Consider the following 20,144-nt stretch of genomic DNA (forward strand, 5'->3'; position numbering starts at 1 on the left):
TCACGCGCCTCCCCTGATGACGGTGCGGAGCAGTCCGTGCTTGGCGTCGAGCGCCTTCAACATCGTCTGGTAGCGCAGCACGGTGTCCATGTGCGACAAGGTCTCGTGGTCGAGGTTGACGTTGTTGCCGTTCTCCCGGGTGGGCTCGAGGGAGCGGGCGACGGAGGGCTCCACCCGGCCCGGGGACGACTTGGTGCTGACGGCGGTCCGCAGGGCGTCCTCGAACTGGACGCGGCCGGCGAGGAAACCGGGAGTCTCGATATTGGCGATGTTGTCGGCGATGACACGCTGGCGCTGGGCCAGGCCCTTCAGCGCGACGTTTACCACGCTGGAGGTGACGTCCTCGAGCACGAACAGACTCCGTTCGCTCTTCTCTACGACCGCCGATCCATGGCGTAACGGGGTGAGCACTCCCTGCTCAGGTCTCCTCATCGGACGGCGCGGAGAGGTCCTGAGAACTTTTCCGTCCTTCGCTGTCAGCTCCGGCATAAGTCCTCAGGTGACGACGGCGTCCTGCCGATGCTGCAGACGCCCGCCATGTCCAGCGAGGGGAGCCCGAATGACCGAAGGCATCAGCGCCATCCACAGCCGGATCACCGAACTGCAGGGCCAGTTCGGCCAGCTGTCGGCGCGTCCCAGCGTCTCCGGCCAGCAGTTCGCGGCCCAGCTCACCGCCGCGCAGCAGAAGGCCGGCACCGCCACCAAGGCCACCACCGCCCCGTCCGTCTCCACGCCGTCCGTCTCCACGCCGTCCACTCCCACGGCCAGCACGACGGGCACCGCCACCACGACGGGCACCTCGGCCGCGACGGGCGCCGAGAAGGCGCATGCGCACTCCAAAGTCCTGGGCGGAGGCGACCGCATCACCCCGACCATGCAGAAGGTGATCGACGCCGTCGACGCGAAGTTCGGCCCGTTCCCCGCCATCGGCGCGTGGCGGGCCGACGGCGGCATGCCCGGCAGCGACCATCCCACCGGCAAGGCCGCGGACTTCATGCTGAGCTCCGGCGGCAAGATGCCCTCCCCGGCCAAGCTCAAGGAGGGCTGGGAGACCGCCAACTACGTCAAGGACAACGCCGAGAAGCTCGGCATCAAGTACATCATCTTCGCCCAGCACATCTGGAGCCCCTCCCGCGCGGGCGAAGGATGGCGGCTGATGAGCGACCGCGGCAGTGTGACCGCCAACCACTTCGACCACGTGCACATCTCCGTGGAGAAGTGATCCACGGCGCGTGACCGTACTCCCCGGCCGGTGGACCCGTACGGTAACCAACGGCAACCGGCGCGGAAATGGAGACGACATGGGGCGACGACCTCCGGCGGACGGCGGCCTGACCGACGGACCGGCACCGCTGCGGAGCCCGCGGCCGAGGCGTCGCCTGCGCGGACCCGCCGGGACGCTCGCCGTACTCGTCGTGGCGGCTGTCGCTCTCGCCCCCGCCGCCGCCTGCGCAGCCCCGGCCGGGACGCGGGCGATGTGGCTGTGGCAGAAGGCCGACCCCGCCGCCGTGGTGCGGTGGGCCACCGCCCAGAAGGTGAGCGAGATCTTCGCCTACGTGCCGCCGAAGCTCAGCGGGAGCGAGCGCACCCGCCTGGCCAAGCTGAAGAAGGGCGCCGACGCCGCCGGGATCAGGCTGGCCGCCCTCGGCGGCACCCCCGAGTGGGCCTTCGACCACGCCGCCGCGCTGGCCTGGCAGCGCACCGCCATGGGCACCGGGCTGTTCCACGCCGCCCACGTCGACGTGGAGCCGTACCACCTGCCCGCCTGGAAGACCGACCAGGCGGGGACCGCCGCGTCCTTCGCCGCGCTCCTGGCCAAGCTGCGCGACGCCGACCCCCGGCCGCTCGAGGCCGACGTGCCGTTCTGGTACCACACCGTCCCGTCCGGCACCCGCACCCTGGCCGACGAGGTCCTGGCCCGCGTCGACGCGGTGACCGTCATGTCCTACCGCGACACCGCCACCGGCACCGGCTCGATCATGGAGATCTCCGCCGACATGCTGCGCCGCGGCGAACAGGCCGGCCGCCCGGTACGGCTCGGCGCCGAGACCCTCGATCTCCCCGACTGCCCGCACTGCACCTTCTACGGGCAGAGCCGCCAGGCCCTGACCGCCGCGCTGGCCGAAGTCGACGCCGCCGCCGCGGCCTATCCCGCCTACGCCGGCATCGCCGTCCACGACTACGCCGCCTGGACCGCCCTCCGCCCCTGATCCGCCGTTCTCCCGGTGGCCGTCATGCGGTGCCGTACAGCTCAAGGATCATGTGATGATCATGGCCATTCGAGGCGGATGAGGTACACCTCGCGCTGCTCGTCCATAACCACATACGTCGCCAGGCCGCGCTCGCCGAAGGCGTGGGTGAGCATGTTCGCCTTGGGATTGGCCGGGTTGTACGGCTGACCGCTCCAGGGCGCCACCTGCAGCAGCGTGAACAGCTCCGCGAGAGGACGGAGCGCTTCCTACGGAATCGCGGCGATCTGCTCTTCGGCGATCGGGTCGGTAATGACCTTGTACACCTACAGGTCGACCCCTCGCGCAGCGAGAAGCTCACGCCACGGCTTCCCCTGCGGGACCGGCTCACCTGCGATGATCTGCTCGGCCCGGGCATGCATCCGGCGGCGCCCTTCGGGATCCTTCACCGAGTCGCACGCGGATATCCACCAGCGGTGCAGGAAAGCGTTCAGCACGCCGAGATCCAAACTGACCCGGACCTCGTCCAGCACGGCCTTCAGTCCGGCGTCGAACGCTTCACGGTCCTGCGGCGTGACCAGCGCGGCACGGATGGCCCGCAGGCTCTTCTCCGGTGCGGAGGGACTGAAGGGCGAAAGGTCTTGCGGCTGCGCAGTCATGCTGAACGACTCCTCTCCCTGCCCGAGAGCCTACAGAGCACAACCGACGAATTCATGCCTTCGGGGCCGACACCACCGTCCATGACCACACCGCCTGGACCTCCTTGCACGTCTGAGTCGTCACAGCGTGATCCGGTCGGATCGGATCGCGCGGTCTCCCGGGATGACGATCGGGTCCGCGACCTCCACCACCCGTCCGCGGGAGTACATGAGCCGGGTGATGGAGAACACCGGGACTCCGGCGCCGATGCCGAGCCGTGACGACTCCTCCGGGATGGGCATGCGGATCGCGGTCTCCTCGGTGATGTCGTCGACCTCGATGCCGAGCGTGCGGAGCTGGCCGATGTTCCCGCCCGGCCACGGCTCGTTGTGCGGGTCGGCCACCGGCGTCCCCTCGACGTCGGCGGCGAGCAGGCAGGAACGGGACATCTGGCTCGGGACGTCCTGGGAGTAGAAGACGAACCGGCGCTCCAGGATCCGCGTCCCGGGTTCGACACCGAACAGACCGGCCAGACGCTCGTCGGCCTCGGTCCATCGGAATGCCTTGTCGAGGCGGTACTCGCTCCAGGTGATGCCCTGATCGGCGGTGAAGCTGGTCCGGGGTGTGTCCTGCGGCCCGGCGTCGGCCCGATAGCGGTCCATCGAGATGCGCCGTACAGGTGGACGGGCTCGCACATAAGTGCCGGATCCCTGCCGGGACTCGACCAGGCCCTCGTTGCGGAGCACGTCGAGCGCGCGGCGGATCAGGATCTCGCCGACGCGGCCCGGGCTTCCGGCAACACCTCGGCCTACATCGCCGATGCCCTGCGCGAGCAGCATGCTCACGATGCAGGGAACAGGTCGTTCGCCGAGACCTCGCGCGACCCTGAAACGGCCCCCGATCTTCAGATCGTGGGATGGAATCTGAATGACCGTCTACAGCTTCGAGGTGAACTTCACGGCACCGGCCGGTGAAGTGGTGATCGACACGCTGTACGAGGCCGGATGGGACGATGCCACGGTCTCACTCGACCCGCACACGGGCGGGGTGGGGATCGCCGTCTTCGACCGGGAGGCCACCACCGCTGCGGAGGCGATCGCCTCCGCGATCATTCAGGGACGGGCGGCCGGGGTCGAGGTGACCAGGGTGAATGAGGATCTCGTGGCTCTTTCCGAGACCAGCGTGGATCCGGCGGGCTGAGCTGACGGATCAGGCCCTGGCCTTGGAGACCGGGCAACCCTTGAGGTCAGCGCCAGCCGGTCGGCAGGCCGGGGACCACTTTCCGGTACACCTCGGGATGCTCGGTCACGATCGCCCAGTCGTAGAGGGGATCGCTCTGGTTGCGGCGCTCGACGGTGGCCCACAGCGCGTGACCCATCGACAGATCGTCGACTCCGGTGAGCTGGCAGACTGTGCCGATGTCTCGTGCGGACACCCGACTGACGTCATCGAACAACTCAGGCGCGCTGAGAACAGAGACCAAACCGATCAGACGTTCCCGCGCCGGGCCGGGTACGGCCTCGCGGTAGGCCTGGGTCAGCACGAGGGCCGGAACCACGATCGGGCGTTCGGTCTCCAGTGCCATACCGATCATGGCAGCGGTGTAGACGTCACCGGACAGATGGAGCCGGACGGTGCTGGCGTCCAGAACCAGGCCTCGGCCCAGAACGCTCACGCCGACTCGGGCAACTGGAGGAAGGAGCGGATGCGCGCCACCGCCGCCTGGTCTTCCTCGCTGTCGCTGAGGTGTGGCTTGCCACCGATGCTGGCGTGATAGGCGCGCACCTTCAGGTCCTTGTCCACGCGAGCACGTACAGCGTCCAGGATGTAGGCGGACATGTTGCCGCCGGCGAGCTCGCGCACGTGCGCCTCAAGGTCCTCAGGTATCGCGACACTGATTCGGTTCATACATTCAACATACGGTATGCATACTGATCATGTCAGGGTTTCTCCCGCCTCTTGGCCTCGCATGTCACCGAGCTGGGCAGCACTCTCAGGGTCGACGATGCCCCCTGTGTCCGCGACGATGTGGGCCGCAACGGTGATCCGACCGGGGACGGTCCAACGCGAATCGGGGTACGGCATGGATGCCATGACCGAGCGGGCGTACGAGCTGGCGGCGGCGGGGCGGTTGCCCGCTTTCGTCTACGACCTGGCGGGGCTGGACGAGCACGTGGCGGCCGTACGGCGGGCGCTGGGCGGCGTCGAGCTGTACTACGCGGTCAAGGCCAATCCCGACCCCGAGCTGCTGCGCGTGCTGGCCCGGCAGGTGGACGGCTTCGAGGTGGCCTCGGGCGGGGAGCTGGCGCACGTGCGGGCACTGTTCCCGGACATGCCGGTCGCGCTGGGCGGGCCGGGCAAGACCGACGCGGAACTGGCCTCGGCGGTGCACCGGCTGCACGTGGAGAGCCCCGGCGAGCTGGAGCGGCTGCTCGCCTCCGGCCGCCGGGCCGACGTGCTGCTCCGGGTCAACCTGGAGGTCCCCGTCGAGGGCGCGTCGCTGGCGATGGGCGGCGGGGCGACCCCGTTCGGCATGGATCCGGCCGGCGTCGCCGCGTGCGCGGGGCTGCTCGCCGGGCAGGATCGGGTACGGCTGCGCGGCGTGCACGCCCATCTGGCCAGCGGCCTGGACGCGCAGCAGCTCCTGGAGCTGGCGGAGGCGGTGCTGGACTACGCGCGGGGGATCGGGGCCACCGAGATCAACCTCGGCGGGGGCATGGCCGTCTCCTACGACGATCCCGAGGCGCGGTTCGACTGGATCGCGTACGGCGAGGGCCTGGCCAAGCTGCGCCGCGAGGGGGAGACGCTCCGGGTGGAGCCGGGCCGGTCCCTGACCGTCTACTGCGGGCGGTACGCGACCCGGGTGATCGACGTCAAGCGCGTGCACGGCGAACTGTTCGCGATCGTCGCGGGCGGCACCCACCACCTGCGGACCCCGGCGACCAAGGGACACGACCAGCCGGTCGTCCCCGGCCGGGCCGGGGAGCCGGTCACGATCGCCGGGCAGCTCTGCACCCCGAAGGACCTGCTGGCCAGGAGGGTGCCGGTCGCGCTGGAGCGCGGTGACGTCGTGGAATTCGCGATGGCCGGGGCCTATGCCTGGAACATCTCCCACCACGACTTCCTGATGCATCCGCACCCGGAGTTCTCCTACCTGGGGAGGCGTCCGGGGGAATGAGAGAACCCGGCGGGGGAGCGCACCCCCGAGGCGCGCTGGGGGGCCTGCTCCGCCGCCGGGCGGCCGCCGTCGACCGGCGGGGAGTGCGTCAGACCGCGGGGTCGGCCGGGTCGGTCGGCTCGGCCGGGTCCGTGGGCTCAGCGGGGTCGGTCGGCTCGGCCGGGTCCGTGGGCTCAGCGGGGTCCGTGGGCTCAGCGGGGTCCGTGGGCTCGGCCGGGTCGGTCGGCTCGGCCGGCTCCTCGGGCTCGGGCTCGGGGTCGTGGGCGTTGACGTGAGCGGCCGCGTAACCGGTCACGCTCTTGACACCGTTCGCGGTGACCACGTCATCGACGGCCAGGAGGTCGAAGCCGCCCTTGACGTCGTCCTTCACGATCTTGGTGGTGGCGGTCACGCGGATGACGATGTCCGTTCCGCGTGCGAGCTTGGAGCCGCTGGTCACGTCCATGGTGATGGTGCGGGCCGTGGCGTCCACCGCGGTGACCGTGCCGACCGCGGCGAAGGGCTGCACGGCCTTGGCCCGGGCGGCGGCGGCCTTGGCCTTGGCGGCGGCGGCGGCCTTGGCGAGGGCGGCGGCCTTGGCCTTGGCGGCGGCGGCCTTGGTGGTCGCCGCCTTCGTGGTCTTGCTCTTCGGAGCGGCGTTCGCGGTGCCTGCGGCCACGGGCACGCTCACGGTCACCGCGGCGGCCAGCAGCAGCGCGGTCCAGCTCTTCCTGATGTTCGACACAACGTCCTCTTTCGGCTACCGATAGCGACTACATGATGCCGATCGGCACGAGGAAGGACCGCTTGAGGGAAAAACCGAAAAACACCGCTCTCGCTCCGTTCCCGCACCTCGTACGGCATGCGGGCGCCGTACGAGACGGGGACGGCCGGAGCGGTGATCAGTCGAAGACGGGCAGGCCGAGCACGGACAGGCAGGGGTCGAGCAGCCGCTCCAGCAGGGCCGCCTCCAGCAGGTCGGCGACGGTGAGGGCGTGCACGGCCCCGCTGAGCAGGTTCCACACGCCGCCGGCGCGCTCTGCCACCGGGATCCCCGCGGCGTCGACGGCCTGGACGAGCTCGAACTGGGCGGTCGCCGCGGCACGGACGCGGTCCGACATGTGCACCGCCCACGAGGCGCCGTGCACCGCCTGCGACCAGGCGTTGGTCTCGGGGCGGGCCCGGTCGGCGAGAGCGGACAGGCGCTCCACCTCGGAGGCACCGAGCGTCTCCACCCGGCGGCACAGCGCCATGACCGCCTCGTGCTGGGGGCCGGTGTCGACCGGCCGGTCCACCAGGTCGCGGATGCCGCCGAGCCAGCCCACGGCCAGCCGGCGCCGGGTGTCGGCCGGGAGCAGCTCGCGCAGATAGGTGGCCATCACCGCGTCGCAGACGACCGACGTCGCGCGGGCCGCCACGTCGTCCTGGCGGCGGACGCCGTCCTCCTCGCGCCAGGTCCAGCCGAGCACGTCGTGCCGGATGCAGTGCAGCAGCGCGTCGGGGGTGCCGATGGGGGCGCGCTCCAGCAGCGCGAGCGCACCGTCGGGGTCCTGCTGGGACAGGCCTCGGACGGTCGGGCGCAGGACGGTCGCGGCGTGGATGTCCTGCCAGAGCTGGGCGCGGACTTCGTCACCGGGCAGCCTGCGGGCCAGCGCCACGAGGTCGCCGGAGTCGAGGCGGAGGGCGCGGGAAAGCACGGCGGCGGTTGCCGCTCCGCCATCCAGCCGCGTCAGGTCGAAACCGAGGACGGGGGCACTGACCAGGGAATACATGCAAGCAGTGTTACACCTGGTAAGGCTTTGCACCCAACTGATCACGGTTTTTATTACCAATTATCACAGTGCGTTCTAAGCACAACACATTTAGTTGGTAAAAATGCGCGTTTTACCTGATAAATGGATCAGGCCGCCCGCGGTCATGCCGTGGGCGGCCCTCGTGCCGCGGCCCCGCACCGGGGTCCGCCCCGGCCGCGGTGCGGCCGGGGCGGAGGGGAGGTGTCAGTAGCGGAAGCGGGAGACCAGGTCGTGCAGGCGGGTCGACAGCTCGGCCAGGTTGGCCGCGGCCCGCTGGCTCTCGGTCACGCCCTCGGCCGTGACGTGCGCGGCGCTGGCCAGCACCGAGATGTTGGTGGCGATGTCGGCACTGCCCTGGGCGGCGTCGGCGACGTTGCGGTTCATCTCGTTGGTGGTGGCGGTCTGCTCCTCCACCGCGCTGGCGATGGTGAGCTGGTAGTCGTTGATCTTGCCGATGATGGAGGAGATCTCGGCGATCGCGGCGACCGCGCTCTCGGTGTCGGCCTGGATGGCCTCGACCCGCTTGGAGATGTCCTCGGTGGCCTTGGCGGTCTCCTGGGCCAGGTCCTTGACCTCCCCGGCGACCACGGCGAAGCCCTTGCCGGCGTCGCCGGCGCGGGCGGCCTCGATGGTGGCGTTGAGCGCCAGCAGGTTGGTCTGCTCGGCGATCGAGGTGATGACCTTGATCACGGAGCCGATCTCCGCACTGGAGGTGCCCAGCTTGGCGACGGTCTCGTTGGTGGACTCGGCCACCGCCACCGCCTGGGAGGCGACCTTGGCGCCCTCGTTGGCGTTGTGGGCGATCTCCCGGATGGAGGCGCCCATCTCCTCGCTGCCGGCGGCGACGGTCTGCACGTTCTGCGAGACCTGTCCGGCGGCGGCGGCGACGTTGCCGGCCTGGGAGGAGGCCTCGTCGGCGGAGGCGGCGATCTGCTCGGAGACCTGCGACAGCTCGCCCGAGCTCGCCGCCAGGGTGTCGGCGCTGGTGGCCAGGGCCTGGATGGCCTGACGGATGGAGTCGTTGGCCTGGTTGACCGCGATCGCCATCTGGCCGACCTCGTCGCGGGAGGCGACCTCGACCTTCTGGGTCAGGTCGCCCTTGGCCATTCCGCCCAGCGCGTGCGAGACCGCGCTCAGCGGGCCGGTGATCAGGCGGGAGACCAGGAAGGCCACGCCCAGCGCCAGCAGCAGACCGGCGGCGACCAGGATCAGCAGCAGCGTCCGGGCGTCCTCGTACTCGGAGGTCGCCTCCGCGGCGACCGTCTTGGCGTCCGCCTCTTCCTGCTCGGCCATCTCCTGCATGTTGGTGTTGAGCCGTTCGGAGGCGGCGGCGAACTGCGACAGCAGCTGGGCGGGGTCGGCGCTCACGGTGAGCCCGGCCGGCGGTTTCTGCCCCATGAAGACGACGCCGCGGAGGGTCTGGTATGCCTCCCAGCCCTCCTCGAAGTCCGCTACGGCCTTCTGGACGCCCTCCTGGGAAGCGGCCTTGTCCTTGTACTCCTCGAAGGCGGCGGTGACGTCGTCGGTGCTCTCCAACAGCTTGTCGAGAGTGGCTTTCTTGAGCGCCGGCTGAGTGACGGCGACATAGCCCGCGCCGACGTCGTACATGCGCGACAACCGGCTGTTCAGCTCGTTGAGGTGGATGAGGCGGCGGACGTTGCCCTGCTCCATGGCGTGCAGGTCGTTGTTGAGCTCGGCCATGCGGCTCATCGCGACGGTGCTGATGCCGCCGCCCAGGACGGCGACGATGCCGACCGCGGCGAGGATCTTGGTGTTGATCCGCCGGTCGGCGAACCAGCCCAGCAGCGCGTTGCGGTGAGCGGTCACCGCGGGCCGTACGGGGTCAACATGGTGATCGGTCACGATCAGGTCCTTTCCAGTGCGAGACCGGTAGCGCTGCGAGGCAACGGAAGATGGATGTCCAAGGTGCCCATCGGCCGCGCGGAGCCCGATCTGAGGCTGACCCGTGACGACGCCGGATGGCTGCCGGGTCCCGCGGGCGTCAGCCGCCCGGAGGAAGCGCCGCGGTCTCCGCCGAGGGGGACCCCGCGGCCGTGAGCTCCCCGACGGGAGCCTGGGCCGGCGCGTCGGCCCGGTCGGCCACCCGCCTGCCCCCCGTCGGCACCCTGTCCACCGACACGGTCGTGACCCTCCCCGTGAGGGTGTCCGCGTCGCTCTCCGGTTCGTCCCCGGGCCCGTAGGAGGAGGTGACCCTGTGGAGCACGCCGAGCATGAAGGCGCTCACCACCACGGCCGCCAGATACCGCATCAGGGCGGTGGCGATCTCGAGGTCCTCCAGGATGAACGCGTGCCACAGCGCCGGACCGGCGAGGACCAGGGCCATCAGCAGCGTCAGGGGATTAGCGAGAAGTACCATCGGTGGCCGCCTTCCTGGCTCGGATCTGCGCGTTCATCACATAGCGGCGGATCAGTTTCGCCTGGGCCTCCGGCGGGTCGTAGACGACCACCACGGTGACGCCCTCCCCGCTGGACCTCGTCGTGGTGAGCACGTCGCCTTCCACCGCCAGGAGGTTGTTCTCCAGCACCATCTTGACCAGGACGGTCTGCTCGGAGGAGACCCCGGCCGCGGTCCCGCGGCATCGGACGCCGCGCTCGGAGATGTCGATGAACCGGCCGTGGAACACCTCCTCGCCGCCGTCGAGGTCCAGCAGCCGGATCGGCTCACCGGCGGACACCCGTACGGCGTTGCGCCGGCTGAAGTAGTCCACGCTGCCCTCGGCCTCGATCGTCCAGAGGCTGACCCGGGAGCGCTCAAGGGCGGTGAAGGTGCCGGGCGCGGTGTACAGGCCCCGGGGACCGGTCCAGCGGACGGCCACCTCCGTGCCGAGCTCCGGTACGTCGATGTCTCCGGCGCCGCGCGGCGCGGCGACCTTGAGCATGAGGCCGTCGGTGTCCTCCACCCTGGTGGGATAGACCCTGCCGTCCGGCAAGGCGATCTCCACCAGCGCGTTGACGTCGGGCAGGCCGATGAATGTCACGACTGCATCTCCTCCAGTCGCTCGCACAGCAGCGCGGCCCACGCCTGGGAGGTGGAGGGACGGTCTGCCAGGTAGGAAACGGGCAGGTTCAGTTCGAGGACGCTCGCCGGGTCACCGGTGGCGTCGGGTGCGTTCACGACGATCGCGTCGACCTTGCCGAGCGAGCCCAGGTGGCGCGCGGTGTCGGCGGTCTTGCGGGTCGCGTCGACGACGGCCCACACCGCGGTCGCGCCGAGGCCGTCGGCGACCGCGCTCACCCACTCGCCGTTGCGGTCCTCCGGGGTGGTGGCGACGACGACCACATACGGGACGTCGTCCCGGTGGATCTTGCGGGCCTTCTGGATGGCGGCCCTCGGGCCGGACAGGCGGCGGGAGCTGTGGACATCGGTGCCGGCCGTGGAGGGGGCCGCCAGCAGGATCTGCCCGGCGCCCACGTTCAGGGTGCGGGCTACCTGCTTCGCCATGCGCAGGGCGGCGTGCGTCTCACCGGCGATGACGAGCACGTCACCGGGGCGGCTCGGGGCGTCGGGGGCCTCGGGCAGGTCCGCGAGCGCCTGCTTGACCGCACCGTACATGTCGGGCCCGACGGCCTTGCGGGCCATGTGCTCGGGCATGCCGAGCTCCATGAGCGCACCCGCGAACGGCCGCTCCGCCTGGACCACGGGCGGCCGGTAGGCCCGCGCCACCTCGGTGGAGGGCTGCTCCTCGGCGACGGCCGGCGGCTGGTAGGCCCGCGCCACCATCGCACCGGAGCCGGTGGCGGCAGCGGCGGCGCCGTCGCGCTGGAGCGCGGCCAGCATGCCGGCGAACGCCTGGTTCTCGGTGCCCGTCTCGACGACGAAGTTCTGGGGCGCCGCCGGCGGAACCGGGGCGGCGGCGGTCTTGATCTGCGCCGAGACCTGCGCCGGAACGGCCTGCGCGGGGTTGAAGGACGCCGCCTGGACCGGGGCGGTGAAGCTCTGCGCCGCCGCGGCGAAGCCCTGGGAGGCGGGCCTGGCCGCCGCGGTGAGCTGCTGCGGGACGCCCGCGGGGACCAGGTTGGCGGCCGTACCCAGCCGGCGCTCCTGCTCCTCGGCCTGGGCCAGGAGCATCGCCATCGGGTCGGCGGGCGCCTGGCCGGCCTGGGCCTGCTCGGCGGGAACCTGCGGCCGGGCGGCCGGGAGGTCGGGCTCGTCGTTGACCTCGACGGTCAGCTCGTAGCGCTGACGGGCGAAGAACCCGGCGAACCCGCCGGTGCGGACCCGGTCGGCCGACACGATGGAGATGTTCGGCCCGTGCTCATCGCGAACCCGGGTCAGCAGCTCCTCGATGTCGGTTCCCTCAAGCAGCAAGCGCTTCGGCATCGGTCACAACTCCCAGGGTCTCGATGCGGAACGTGCATTCCGCGATCTCGTTGTAGGACAGCAGGGGCAGGCGGGGGGCGGACAGCTTCAGCATCCGGCGCAGCGGCATCCGCAGCTGGGGCGAGCAGACCAGGACGGGCGCGATGCCCTGCTGCTCCGCGGCTTCGACGAGCCGCTGGGACTGGATGATCACGGCCTCGGCCCGGGCCGAGTCGATGATCAGCTGGATGCCGTGCTCCGTGGGGCGCAGCGACTCCAGCAGCGAGTGCTCCAGCCTGGGGTCCAGCGTCAGCACCGGCAGGCCGCCCTCCGGGGTGGCGTGCTGGGCGGCGATGGCCGGGCCCAGGGAACTGCGGACGGCCTCGTGGAGCGTGTCCAGGTCCGAGGTGTTCTTGCCGGCGAGCGAGAGCGCCTCGAAGATGCGCACCAGGTCCCGGATGGACACTCCCTCGTCGAGCAGCGACTGCAGCACCATCTGGATCTGGCCCAGGCTCAGCAGCGCCGGGGTGAGCTCCTCCACCACGACCGGGTGGGTGCGCCGTACGGCCTCGACCAGCGCGCGGACGTCCTCGCGGCCCAGCAGGCGGCTGGCGTTGGCGCGCACCACCTCCGACAGGTGGGTGATGATGACCGAGGCGCGGTCGACGACGGTCGCTCCGGTGAGCTCCGCCTGGTGGCGCAGCTCGGCCGGGACCCACTTGCCCTCCAGGCCGAACACCGGCTCCAGGCCGGCCCGGCCCGGCAGGCTCTCCAGCCCGTCGCCGATGGCCAGCACCGTGCCGGGCGGGGCCTGGCCGCGGGCGACCTCCACGCCGTTGACGCGGACCACGTAGGTCGACAGGGGCAGGTCGAGGTCGTCCCGGGTGTGCACCGGCGGCATGATGATGCCGGTCTCCAGAGCGATCTTGCGGCGGAGCGAGCGCACCCGGTCGAGCAGGTCGCCGCCGGCGGCGTCGACCAGATCGATGAGGTCGGGGGCGAGAGCCAGCTCCAGCGGGTCGACCCGGATCTCTCCCATGAGGGACTCGGGCGAGTCCGGCGCCGGACCGGCGATCGCGGCGGCCTCGGACTCCTCGGACTCCTCGGCCGGGGCGGAGGGCGCGCGCTGGGCGATGAACAGGACGATGCCGCCGATGACGAGGAAGGGAAGCTTGGGCAGGCCGGGGATGAGGACCAGGGCCAGGGCGGCTCCGCCGCCGACCTGCAGCGCGCGCTTCTGGGCGCCGAGCTGGCTGGTGACCGAGCTGCCCATGTCGCCCTCGCCGCTCGCGCGGGCCACCATGAGGCCGGTCGCGACCGACAGCAGCAGCGCGGGGATCTGGGAGACCAGGCCGTCACCGATGCTCAGGAGGCTGTAGGTCTGGATCGCCTCGCCGGCCGGCATGCCGTTCTGGATCACGCCCACGGTGAAGCCGCCGACGAGGTTGATGAAGGTGATGATGATGGCGGCGATGGCGTCGCCCTTGACGAACTTCGAGCCACCGTCCATCGAGCCGTAGAAGTCGGCCTCGGCGGTGACCTCGTGGCGGCGCTTGCGGGCCTCGGCCTCGTCGATGAGACCGGCGTTGAGGTCGGCGTCGATGGCCATCTGCTTGCCGGGCATCGCGTCGAGGGTGAAGCGCGCGCCGACCTCGGCGACGCGCTCGGCGCCCTTGGTGATGACGATGAACTGGATGATGACCAGGATCGTGAAGATCACGATTCCGACGATCAGCGAGCCGCCGACGACGAAGTGGCCGAAGGCCTCGATGACCTTGCCGGCGAAGCCGTCGAGCAGCACCAGGCGGGTCGCGCTGATGTTGAGCGCCAGCCGGAACAGCGTGAGGACGAGCAGAAGCGCGGGGAAGGAGGAGAACTCCAGCGGCCGCTTCACGTTCATGCTGACCATGACCACGATCAGGGCGATCGTGATGTTGGCGGCGATGAGCATGTCGAGCAGGACCGTCGGCATCGGGATGACCATCATCACGACGATCAGGACGACACCGATGGGAACGGCCATCTGGCTCAGGCCTTTAGGCAATGCGGTGCCCCCTCCGCTTCTGGCTTGGATCGCTTCCGCAGGTCTGCTCCATGACCACGCTGCCGTCCTGGCGACTTCTCCCATCGGCCGCCGCCGGATCCTCCTGAGGGTTTCCGCGAGGCCCGGCGAGAAAAAGGGCATGCCGGTGGAGCCGCGACGCATGCGAGGGCGCGCCGCGGCTCCACCGGGGAGGGGTCAGGCGACGGCCAGGTCGTCCTCACCACGCTCGGTACGGCCGGTCAGGTCGAAGGCGAGCCGGCGCACGATGCGCTCGGCCGCCCGCCCGTCCCCGAAGGGATTGACCGCGCACGCCATCCGCCCGTAGGCGATGCGGTCGTCGAGCAGGCGGTGGGCCGCGGCGGCGACCTCGCCCGGCTCGGTGCCCACCAGGAGGGCGACCCCGGCGTCCACGGCCTCGGGACGCTCGGTGGTGGTGCGCAGCACCAGGACGGGCTTGCCCAGCGTGGGCGCCTCCTCCTGGACCCCGCCCGAGTCGGTCAGCACGAGATCGCAGGCGTCGAGCGTGGCGGCGAAGTCGAAGTAGTCCAGCGGCTCGACGAGCCGGACGCGCGGGTGGTCGCCCAGGATCGGCAGCAGGGCGTCCCGCACGGCGGGGCTCTTGTGCAGCGGCAGCACGATCTCCACATCGGACCGGCCGGCCAGCTCGCCCAGCGCCGTGGCGATGCCCTGCATGGTCTCGCCCTGGTTCTCCCGGCGGTGCAGGGTCACCAGCACCCGCCGCAGACCGGAGGTGGTGAACGCCGAGCGGCCCTCGCCGCGCTCCAGCACCCACAGCAGGTTGTCGATCACGGTGTTGCCGGTCACCTCGACCTGATCGGGGTCGACGCCCTCGGCCATCAGGTTGGCGGCCGAGCCCTCGGTGGGCGCGAAGTGCCAGCGCACCATGGGCGCCACGAGGCGGCGGTTGAGCTCCTCGGGGAAGGGGTTGCCGATGACTCCGGTGCGCAGCCCCGCCTCCACGTGCGCGACCGGCACGCCCTCGTAGAACGCGGCCAGCGCTCCGGTCATCGCCGTCGTCGTGTCCCCCTGGACGATCACCACGTCGGGTTCGTCGGCCCGCACGGCCTCGCCCAGACCGCTGATCAGGCGGGCCGTCAGCCCCGACAGCCGCTGGCGGTCGCGCATGACGGCGAGGTCGCGGCTGCTGTCCATCCGCAACCGGCTCAGCATCTGGTCGAGCATCTCCCGATGCTGTCCGGTCGAGACGACCATGGGCTCGAAGAGCGGAGAGGCGCTCATCGCGCGCAGGACCGGGGCGAGCTTGATCGCCTCCGGCCGGGTCCCGAGGACGAGGGCGGCACGGATGCGGCCCCGTCGCAGGGGAGGGTGGATCGCGGACATCGCCGGAACTCCTGACCGTGTGGGATGAGTCACGGGTTGCCGGGACACCGAGAACGGCGTGCCGCAGCGATCCCGCGCCTTCCGATCGGCAGAAAGCAGGCGTTGCTTAGCCAGATCCGGCGCCCGCCGGAAGTCGTCGGTGCGGGCGGGACGGCGGGGCCGGCACCGGGATCTCAGATCGCGGTCTCCGCCGCCGATGGGGGCGGCGGTCCCCGCCCCCGGGAGCCTCCGGCGTCTGCGGGGATCTTCCCGTCTTCGCGGGTCTCCCCGTCCCGGAGGGCTTTCCCGGGCCTTCGGGATCCGCGGTCCGCGGCGCTTGCCCGCCGCGCGCACGCCGCCGTCTCTGCTCCTGAAATATGACTGTTCCGCTCCTCGAAATCCTCAACCGACGCCCTACGCGGCCGATCTTCCGACAGCCGCGCGTTGTCGCCGGCCATGAGTGGAAGGAACACGGGGCCGATGAACGACGCCTCAGACGAGACCGCCCGGCGGGCCGCCGGTGCTCCGGCAGCGGGTGCGACGCACGGGGGAGGACTCCGGCGGGTCGTGGCGAACATGGCGATCTCGCGGAAGCTGCTGCTGCTCGTGGCCCTGGGCTGCTCGGTCGCGACGGTCGTCGTCGCGGTCGGCCTGTCCGGCCTCGGCAGCGTCGACCAGCGCGTCGAGGACATCTACCGCGGCAACCTGGAGCCCTCGGCCCGGCTGGCGGCGATCAACTCCGCGGCGCTGCGCGTGCAGAACAACATCGCGAACCTGGCCCTGTCCGACGGGCAGGTCGCCAGGAAGTCCTTCCGCGACGGGATCGACGAGGCAGACGAGCAGCTCGCCCAGGCCCTGGAGGCCTACCGCACGTCGGTGAGCGAGAAGGCCCAGCGCGAGCTGGTCGACCGGTTCGACATCTGGTGGACGGCCTACCGCACCATCCTGGAGCACCGTCTCCTCCCGCTCGCCGAGTCCGGCGACGCCGCCGCCTTCCAGCAGGCCTACCTCGGCGACGGGCAGATCACCAGCGCCAACGCGATGACGGCCCTGGAGGAGCTGCTCCGCTACGAGCAGACCAGCGGCGCCGCCGCGGCGGCCGCGGCGCACTCGGCCCACGACACCGCGCGCACCGTCATGGTCGCGACCCTCCTGGCGGGCCTGGTCGTCGCGCTCGCGCTCAGCCGCTACATCTCCGGCCTGATCGTCAAGCCGATCCGGCGGGTGCGCCGCGTCCTGCAGGCCGTGGCCGCCGGTGACCTCACCGCCGAGGTGCAGGCCGTACAGCGCGACGAGGTGGGCGAGATGGCCGAGGCGCTGGCGATCGCGACCGCCAGCACGCGCGACGCCGTCCGGGCGCTCGGCGAGAACTCCGCGTCGCTGGCCGCCGCCTCCGAGGAGCTGTCGGCGATCAGCACGCAGATGGGGGCGAGTGCCCAGGAGGCATCCGGCCGCGCCGACGGGGTCGCCGGCGCGGCGGCCGAGGTCAGCTCGCACGTGGCGGCGGTCGCCGCCGGCGCCGAGGAGATGGGCGCGTCCATCCAGGAGATCTCCCGCAACACGACCGAGGCGGTCGAGGTGGCCAGCCGGGCCGTGGGCATCGCGAGGTCGGCGAACGAGACGATCGGCAAGCTGGGCACCTCCAGTGCGGAGATCGGCGACGTCGTCAAGACCATCACCTCCATCGCCCAGCAGACCAACCTGCTGGCGCTCAACGCCACCATCGAGGCCGCCCGCGCCGGCGAGTTCGGCAAGGGCTTCGCGGTGGTGGCCCAGGAGGTCAAGGAGCTGGCCCAGGAGACCGCCAAGGCCACCGAGGACATCGGCCACCGGGTGCAGGCCATCCAGGCCGACACCGATGCGGCGGTCTGCGCGATCAGCGAGATCACCGGCGTGATCGCGCAGATCAGCGAGTACCAGGAGACCGTGGCCGCCGCCGTCGAGGAGCAGGCGGTGACGACCCGGGCGATGAGCCACAGCGTCTCCGACGCCGCCGCCGGATCCGGCGGCATCGCGGCCAACGTCGGCGGTGTCGCCGAGGCCACCGACATGACCAGGCAGGGCGTGGCCAGCACCGCCGAGGCCATCGACGAGCTGGCGGGGATGGCGGCGCGGATGCGCACGCTCGTGTCCCGCTTCACGTACTGATCCGGCCGGCCAGCGGCCCTGTCGAAAGAGACGAGAACATCATGCGCACATACCGACGGATCCTGGCGGCGGTGACCGCCGCGGTCGCCGGAACGCTCCTGGCCGGCTGCGGCATCCTGCCGGCGTCCGACGACGGTGACACGGCCGGAGGCGTCCCGGGCGCGGCCACCGGGCGGGTGGCACTGCTGCTGCCGGAACGCGCCGCGAGCCGCTACGACGCGGCGGACGCGCCGTACTTCTCCCAGCGGCTCAAGCAGCTCTGCCCGGACTGCGCGATCGACTACCGCAACGCCGGGCAGGACGCGGCCGAGCAGCTCTCCCAGGCCGAGGAGGCGCTGGAAGAGGGCGCGAAGGTACTGGTGCTCACCCCGGTCGACAGCGCCGCCGCCGCGAAGATCGTGGAGCGGGCCAGGGAGCGCGACGTGCCGGTCATCTCCTACGACCGGCTGGTCCTCGGCACGCCCGTCGACTACTACGTCTCCTTCGACAACGCGAAGGTCGGCCGGCTGCAGGCCGAGGCGCTGCTGGCCGCGCTGGGCGACCGGGCGCGCTCCGGTGAGATTCTGTGGATCAACGGCTCGCCGACCGACAACAACGCGACCCTCTTCAAGAAGGGCGCGCACGAGACCCTCGACGGCAAGGTCCGCATCGCCGCGGAATTCGACACCCCCGAGTGGAACCCGGACAACGCCAAGGCCTGGACCGCGCGCACGCTGCCGTCCCTGCGCGGGCGCGACCTGGTCGGCGTCTACGCGGCCAACGACGGTACGGCGGGCGGTGCGATCGCGGCGCTGAAGGCGGCCGGCCTGCCGGATGTGCCGGTCACCGGCCAGGACGCCGAGGTCGCCGCGCTGCAGCGCATCCTCGCCGGGCAGCAGCACATGACCGTCTACAAGGCCGTGCGCCTGGAGGCGGAGAAGACCGCCGAGCTGGCGTTCAGGCTCCTCGGCGGCGAGCGCCCGGAGATGGACGACACGGTGGACAACGGCGCCGGTGCCGTGCCGTCCCTCCTGCTCGACCCGGTCACGGTCACCAGGGACACCATCGAGGAGACCGTGATCAAGGACGGCTACGTCACCCCGGGCGCGCTGTGCGCCGGCGCGTACGCCGAGGCGTGCTCGGCGGCGGGCATCGCCTGACCGGCCGCCCGGTCCGCGCCTCTCTTCTCCGCGTCCCGCCCGCCGTGCGGCGGGCGGGACGGCACTCCGGCCGGGACCCTCAACTTCGGCCTCGCGCTACCGATCTGTCTCCTAGAGTCGATTGAAGGAGCTGAAGACGATGAAATGGTGGCGGTCTCGCCGCAAGAGCGCGGACGTCCACCCGGTGGTGCAGTCCCACGACTCACTGATGGCAGCGCTCGACAAGGCCCCCGCGGTGTTGCTGATCGTCAACGAGGCCGGGGACGTCCTGTACCGCAACCAGGCGGCTGACAAGCTCATGCAGGACACGATCGCGACCTACGGGATCGAGGCCCTGATGATGCTGGCCGAGAGCCTCAAGACCCACCTGCGCAAGGCGTCCTCTTTCCCGTACACCTCGCTGTCCACCCTGGACCTCGAAGGTCAGACGACCTACGGGTCGATGGGCTTCGACCGGATTCCCGGCGGCTACATCGTGACCTGGGAGGACGCGACCGATCGGGTGCGGACCGACAAGGCCGTGCGGGAGCTGAGCCAGGAGCTCTCCGCGACCAGCGCGCTCCTGGCCGAGGCCGGCGAGGAGCTGTCGCGCACCGCCGGGGAGAGCGCGGGGCAGGCGGAGACCGTCTCGCACAGCTCCACGGAGCTGACCGAGAGCATCCAGGAGATCTCCCAGGGGGTCAGCAGCGCCGCATCCAGCACCGCGACGGCCGTGGAGTCCGCCCGCGACGCCACCCGCAGGATGGAGCAGCTGCAGGAGTCCAGCCGGCAGATCGGCAGCATCACCAAGCTGATCACCGAGATCGCCGAGCAGACCAAGCTGCTCGCCCTGAACGCCACCATCGAGTCCGCCCGCGCCGGTGAGATGGGCAAGGGCTTCGCGGTCGTGGCCAGCGAGGTCAAGGACCTGGCCGCCCGTACGGCCGAGGCGACCGCCCAGATCACCGACATGATCGACGGCATCCAGGCGGAGAGCACCCAGGCCGCCGCGGGGATCTCCGGCATCGCCAGCCTGATCGACGCCGTCGCCGAGCAGCAGACGCTGATCGCCGCCGCGGTGGAGGAGCAGAGCGCGACCAGCGCGGAGATGTCCCGCGGGATGGCCTCGGTCGCCGGTTCCGGGCAGGCCGCGGCCCAGGCGGCCGAGACCGTGCTCACCGCCGCCGCACGGCTGAGGGACCAGTCCGCGCAGCTCAGCCAGGTGGCCGACGTCGTGGTGGCCGGGCGCTGAGCCGGGGCACCACGACGGCGCTCTGAGATCGGGCGCAACACGGCGTCCGACCGGGGCCGCTTCCCCGCAGGGAAGCGGCCCCGGTCGCGTCGGCGGGTCGGGGCGGCGGGTCGAGGCGGTCGTTCCCCGGACGGAGGCCCGG

The 20,144-nt window shown here is 71.2% G+C and carries 21 protein-coding genes; 7 read left to right on the plus strand and 14 right to left on the minus strand.

The annotated features are described in order from the left end of the window. Positions 1-351 carry a flagellar basal body rod protein FlgB gene (gene flgB, locus HS041_RS37070; protein WP_196445597.1) on the minus strand — a complete coding sequence of 117 codons (351 nt, stop codon included), beginning with the start codon at positions 349-351 and terminating at the stop codon, positions 1-3. A 208-nt stretch (positions 352-559) separates the two neighbouring features. Here flgB and HS041_RS37075 point away from each other — a divergent pair, with 208 nt between their 5' ends. Next, positions 560-1,222: a VldE C-terminal domain-containing protein gene (locus tag HS041_RS37075; protein ID WP_196445598.1), complete on the plus strand. Its 663-nt coding sequence runs from the start codon at positions 560-562 to the stop codon at positions 1,220-1,222. A gap of 79 nt (positions 1,223-1,301) precedes the next feature. Beyond that, positions 1,302-2,210, plus strand: a complete 909-nt coding sequence (locus tag HS041_RS37080) for a hypothetical protein (RefSeq protein WP_196445599.1) — start codon at positions 1,302-1,304, stop codon at positions 2,208-2,210. A 59-nt stretch (positions 2,211-2,269) separates the two neighbouring features. On the opposite strand, the gene HS041_RS37085 is transcribed toward HS041_RS37080, so the two are convergent. The 3 genes from HS041_RS37085 to HS041_RS37095 all read right to left on the minus strand — a co-directional run bounded on the left by HS041_RS37085 (position 2,270) and on the right by HS041_RS37095 (position 3,667). Further along, positions 2,270-2,416 carry a hypothetical protein gene (locus HS041_RS37085; protein WP_196445600.1) on the minus strand — a complete coding sequence of 49 codons (147 nt, stop codon included), beginning with the start codon at positions 2,414-2,416 and terminating at the stop codon, positions 2,270-2,272. Positions 2,417-2,515: 99 nt separating this feature from the next. Then, the gene (locus HS041_RS37090) at positions 2,516-2,848 is read right to left on the minus strand and encodes a DUF6247 family protein (RefSeq protein ID WP_196445601.1); all 333 of its coding nucleotides are present in this window, start codon (positions 2,846-2,848) and stop codon (positions 2,516-2,518) included. A 120-nt stretch (positions 2,849-2,968) separates the two neighbouring features. After that, positions 2,969-3,667 (minus strand): GntR family transcriptional regulator, encoded by a 699-nt coding sequence (locus HS041_RS37095; RefSeq protein ID WP_230880374.1) that lies wholly within the window; start codon positions 3,665-3,667, stop codon positions 2,969-2,971. Positions 3,668-3,755: 88 nt separating this feature from the next. Here HS041_RS37095 and HS041_RS37100 point away from each other — a divergent pair, with 88 nt between their 5' ends. Continuing rightward, positions 3,756-4,028, plus strand: coding sequence for a hypothetical protein (locus HS041_RS37100; RefSeq protein ID WP_196445603.1), 273 nt, complete (start codon positions 3,756-3,758; stop codon positions 4,026-4,028). A gap of 46 nt (positions 4,029-4,074) precedes the next feature. Here HS041_RS37100 and HS041_RS37105 read toward each other — a convergent pair whose 3' ends face one another. Next, positions 4,075-4,503: a hypothetical protein gene (locus tag HS041_RS37105; protein ID WP_196445604.1), complete on the minus strand. Its 429-nt coding sequence runs from the start codon at positions 4,501-4,503 to the stop codon at positions 4,075-4,077. Continuing rightward, positions 4,500-4,736, minus strand: a complete 237-nt coding sequence (locus HS041_RS37110) for a hypothetical protein (protein WP_196445605.1) — start codon at positions 4,734-4,736, stop codon at positions 4,500-4,502. The genes HS041_RS37105 and HS041_RS37110 overlap by 4 nt, the downstream gene beginning before the upstream one ends. 184 nt (positions 4,737-4,920) lie before the next feature. Here HS041_RS37110 and HS041_RS37115 point away from each other — a divergent pair, with 184 nt between their 5' ends. Further along, complete coding sequence (locus HS041_RS37115) at positions 4,921-6,006, plus strand: alanine racemase (protein ID WP_196445606.1); 1,086 nt, start codon at positions 4,921-4,923, stop codon at positions 6,004-6,006. 88 nt (positions 6,007-6,094) lie between these two features. Here the strand turns inward: HS041_RS37115 and HS041_RS39045 are convergent, their stop codons facing one another. The 8 genes from HS041_RS39045 to wecB form a co-directional block, all read right to left on the minus strand. Further along, complete coding sequence (locus tag HS041_RS39045) at positions 6,095-6,730, minus strand: hypothetical protein (RefSeq protein ID WP_230880375.1); 636 nt, start codon at positions 6,728-6,730, stop codon at positions 6,095-6,097. A gap of 157 nt (positions 6,731-6,887) precedes the next feature. Further along, the gene (locus HS041_RS37125) at positions 6,888-7,757 is read right to left on the minus strand and encodes a hypothetical protein (protein WP_196445608.1); all 870 of its coding nucleotides are present in this window, start codon (positions 7,755-7,757) and stop codon (positions 6,888-6,890) included. A 225-nt stretch (positions 7,758-7,982) separates the two neighbouring features. Further along, positions 7,983-9,641 (minus strand): methyl-accepting chemotaxis protein, encoded by a 1,659-nt coding sequence (locus tag HS041_RS37130; RefSeq protein ID WP_196445609.1) that lies wholly within the window; start codon positions 9,639-9,641, stop codon positions 7,983-7,985. 139 nt (positions 9,642-9,780) lie between these two features. Continuing rightward, positions 9,781-10,155 (minus strand): hypothetical protein, encoded by a 375-nt coding sequence (locus HS041_RS37135; RefSeq protein ID WP_196445610.1) that lies wholly within the window; start codon positions 10,153-10,155, stop codon positions 9,781-9,783. Then, complete coding sequence (locus HS041_RS37140; RefSeq protein WP_196445611.1) at positions 10,139-10,777, minus strand: PilZ domain-containing protein; 639 nt, start codon at positions 10,775-10,777, stop codon at positions 10,139-10,141. The genes HS041_RS37135 and HS041_RS37140 overlap by 17 nt, the downstream gene beginning before the upstream one ends. Next, positions 10,774-12,120 carry a hypothetical protein gene (locus tag HS041_RS37145; protein WP_196445612.1) on the minus strand — a complete coding sequence of 449 codons (1,347 nt, stop codon included), beginning with the start codon at positions 12,118-12,120 and terminating at the stop codon, positions 10,774-10,776. The genes HS041_RS37140 and HS041_RS37145 overlap by 4 nt, the downstream gene beginning before the upstream one ends. After that, a complete protein-coding gene (gene flhA, locus HS041_RS37150; protein ID WP_196445613.1) occupies positions 12,098-14,122 on the minus strand; it encodes a flagellar biosynthesis protein FlhA in 2,025 nt (674 codons plus the stop codon). The genes HS041_RS37145 and flhA overlap by 23 nt, the downstream gene beginning before the upstream one ends. Before the next feature lie 216 nt (positions 14,123-14,338). After that, positions 14,339-15,505, minus strand: coding sequence for a non-hydrolyzing UDP-N-acetylglucosamine 2-epimerase (wecB, locus tag HS041_RS37155; RefSeq protein WP_196445614.1), 1,167 nt, complete (start codon positions 15,503-15,505; stop codon positions 14,339-14,341). Positions 15,506-15,964: 459 nt separating this feature from the next. On the opposite strand from wecB, the gene HS041_RS37160 reads away from it, so the two are divergent. From HS041_RS37160 to HS041_RS37170, 3 genes are all read left to right on the plus strand, one after another. Beyond that, positions 15,965-17,632, plus strand: a complete 1,668-nt coding sequence (locus HS041_RS37160; RefSeq protein ID WP_196445615.1) for a methyl-accepting chemotaxis protein — start codon at positions 15,965-15,967, stop codon at positions 17,630-17,632. 41 nt (positions 17,633-17,673) lie between these two features. Then, positions 17,674-18,771, plus strand: coding sequence for a sugar ABC transporter substrate-binding protein (locus tag HS041_RS37165; RefSeq protein WP_196445616.1), 1,098 nt, complete (start codon positions 17,674-17,676; stop codon positions 18,769-18,771). A 139-nt stretch (positions 18,772-18,910) separates the two neighbouring features. Then, entirely contained in the window at positions 18,911-20,002 is a 1,092-nt protein-coding gene (locus HS041_RS37170; protein ID WP_196445617.1) for a methyl-accepting chemotaxis protein, read from the plus strand. Positions 20,003-20,144 lie beyond the last annotated feature (142 nt).

It is taken from the genome of Planomonospora sp. ID67723 (assembly GCF_015711605.1).
Taxonomy (GTDB): domain Bacteria; phylum Actinomycetota; class Actinomycetes; order Streptosporangiales; family Streptosporangiaceae; genus Planomonospora_A.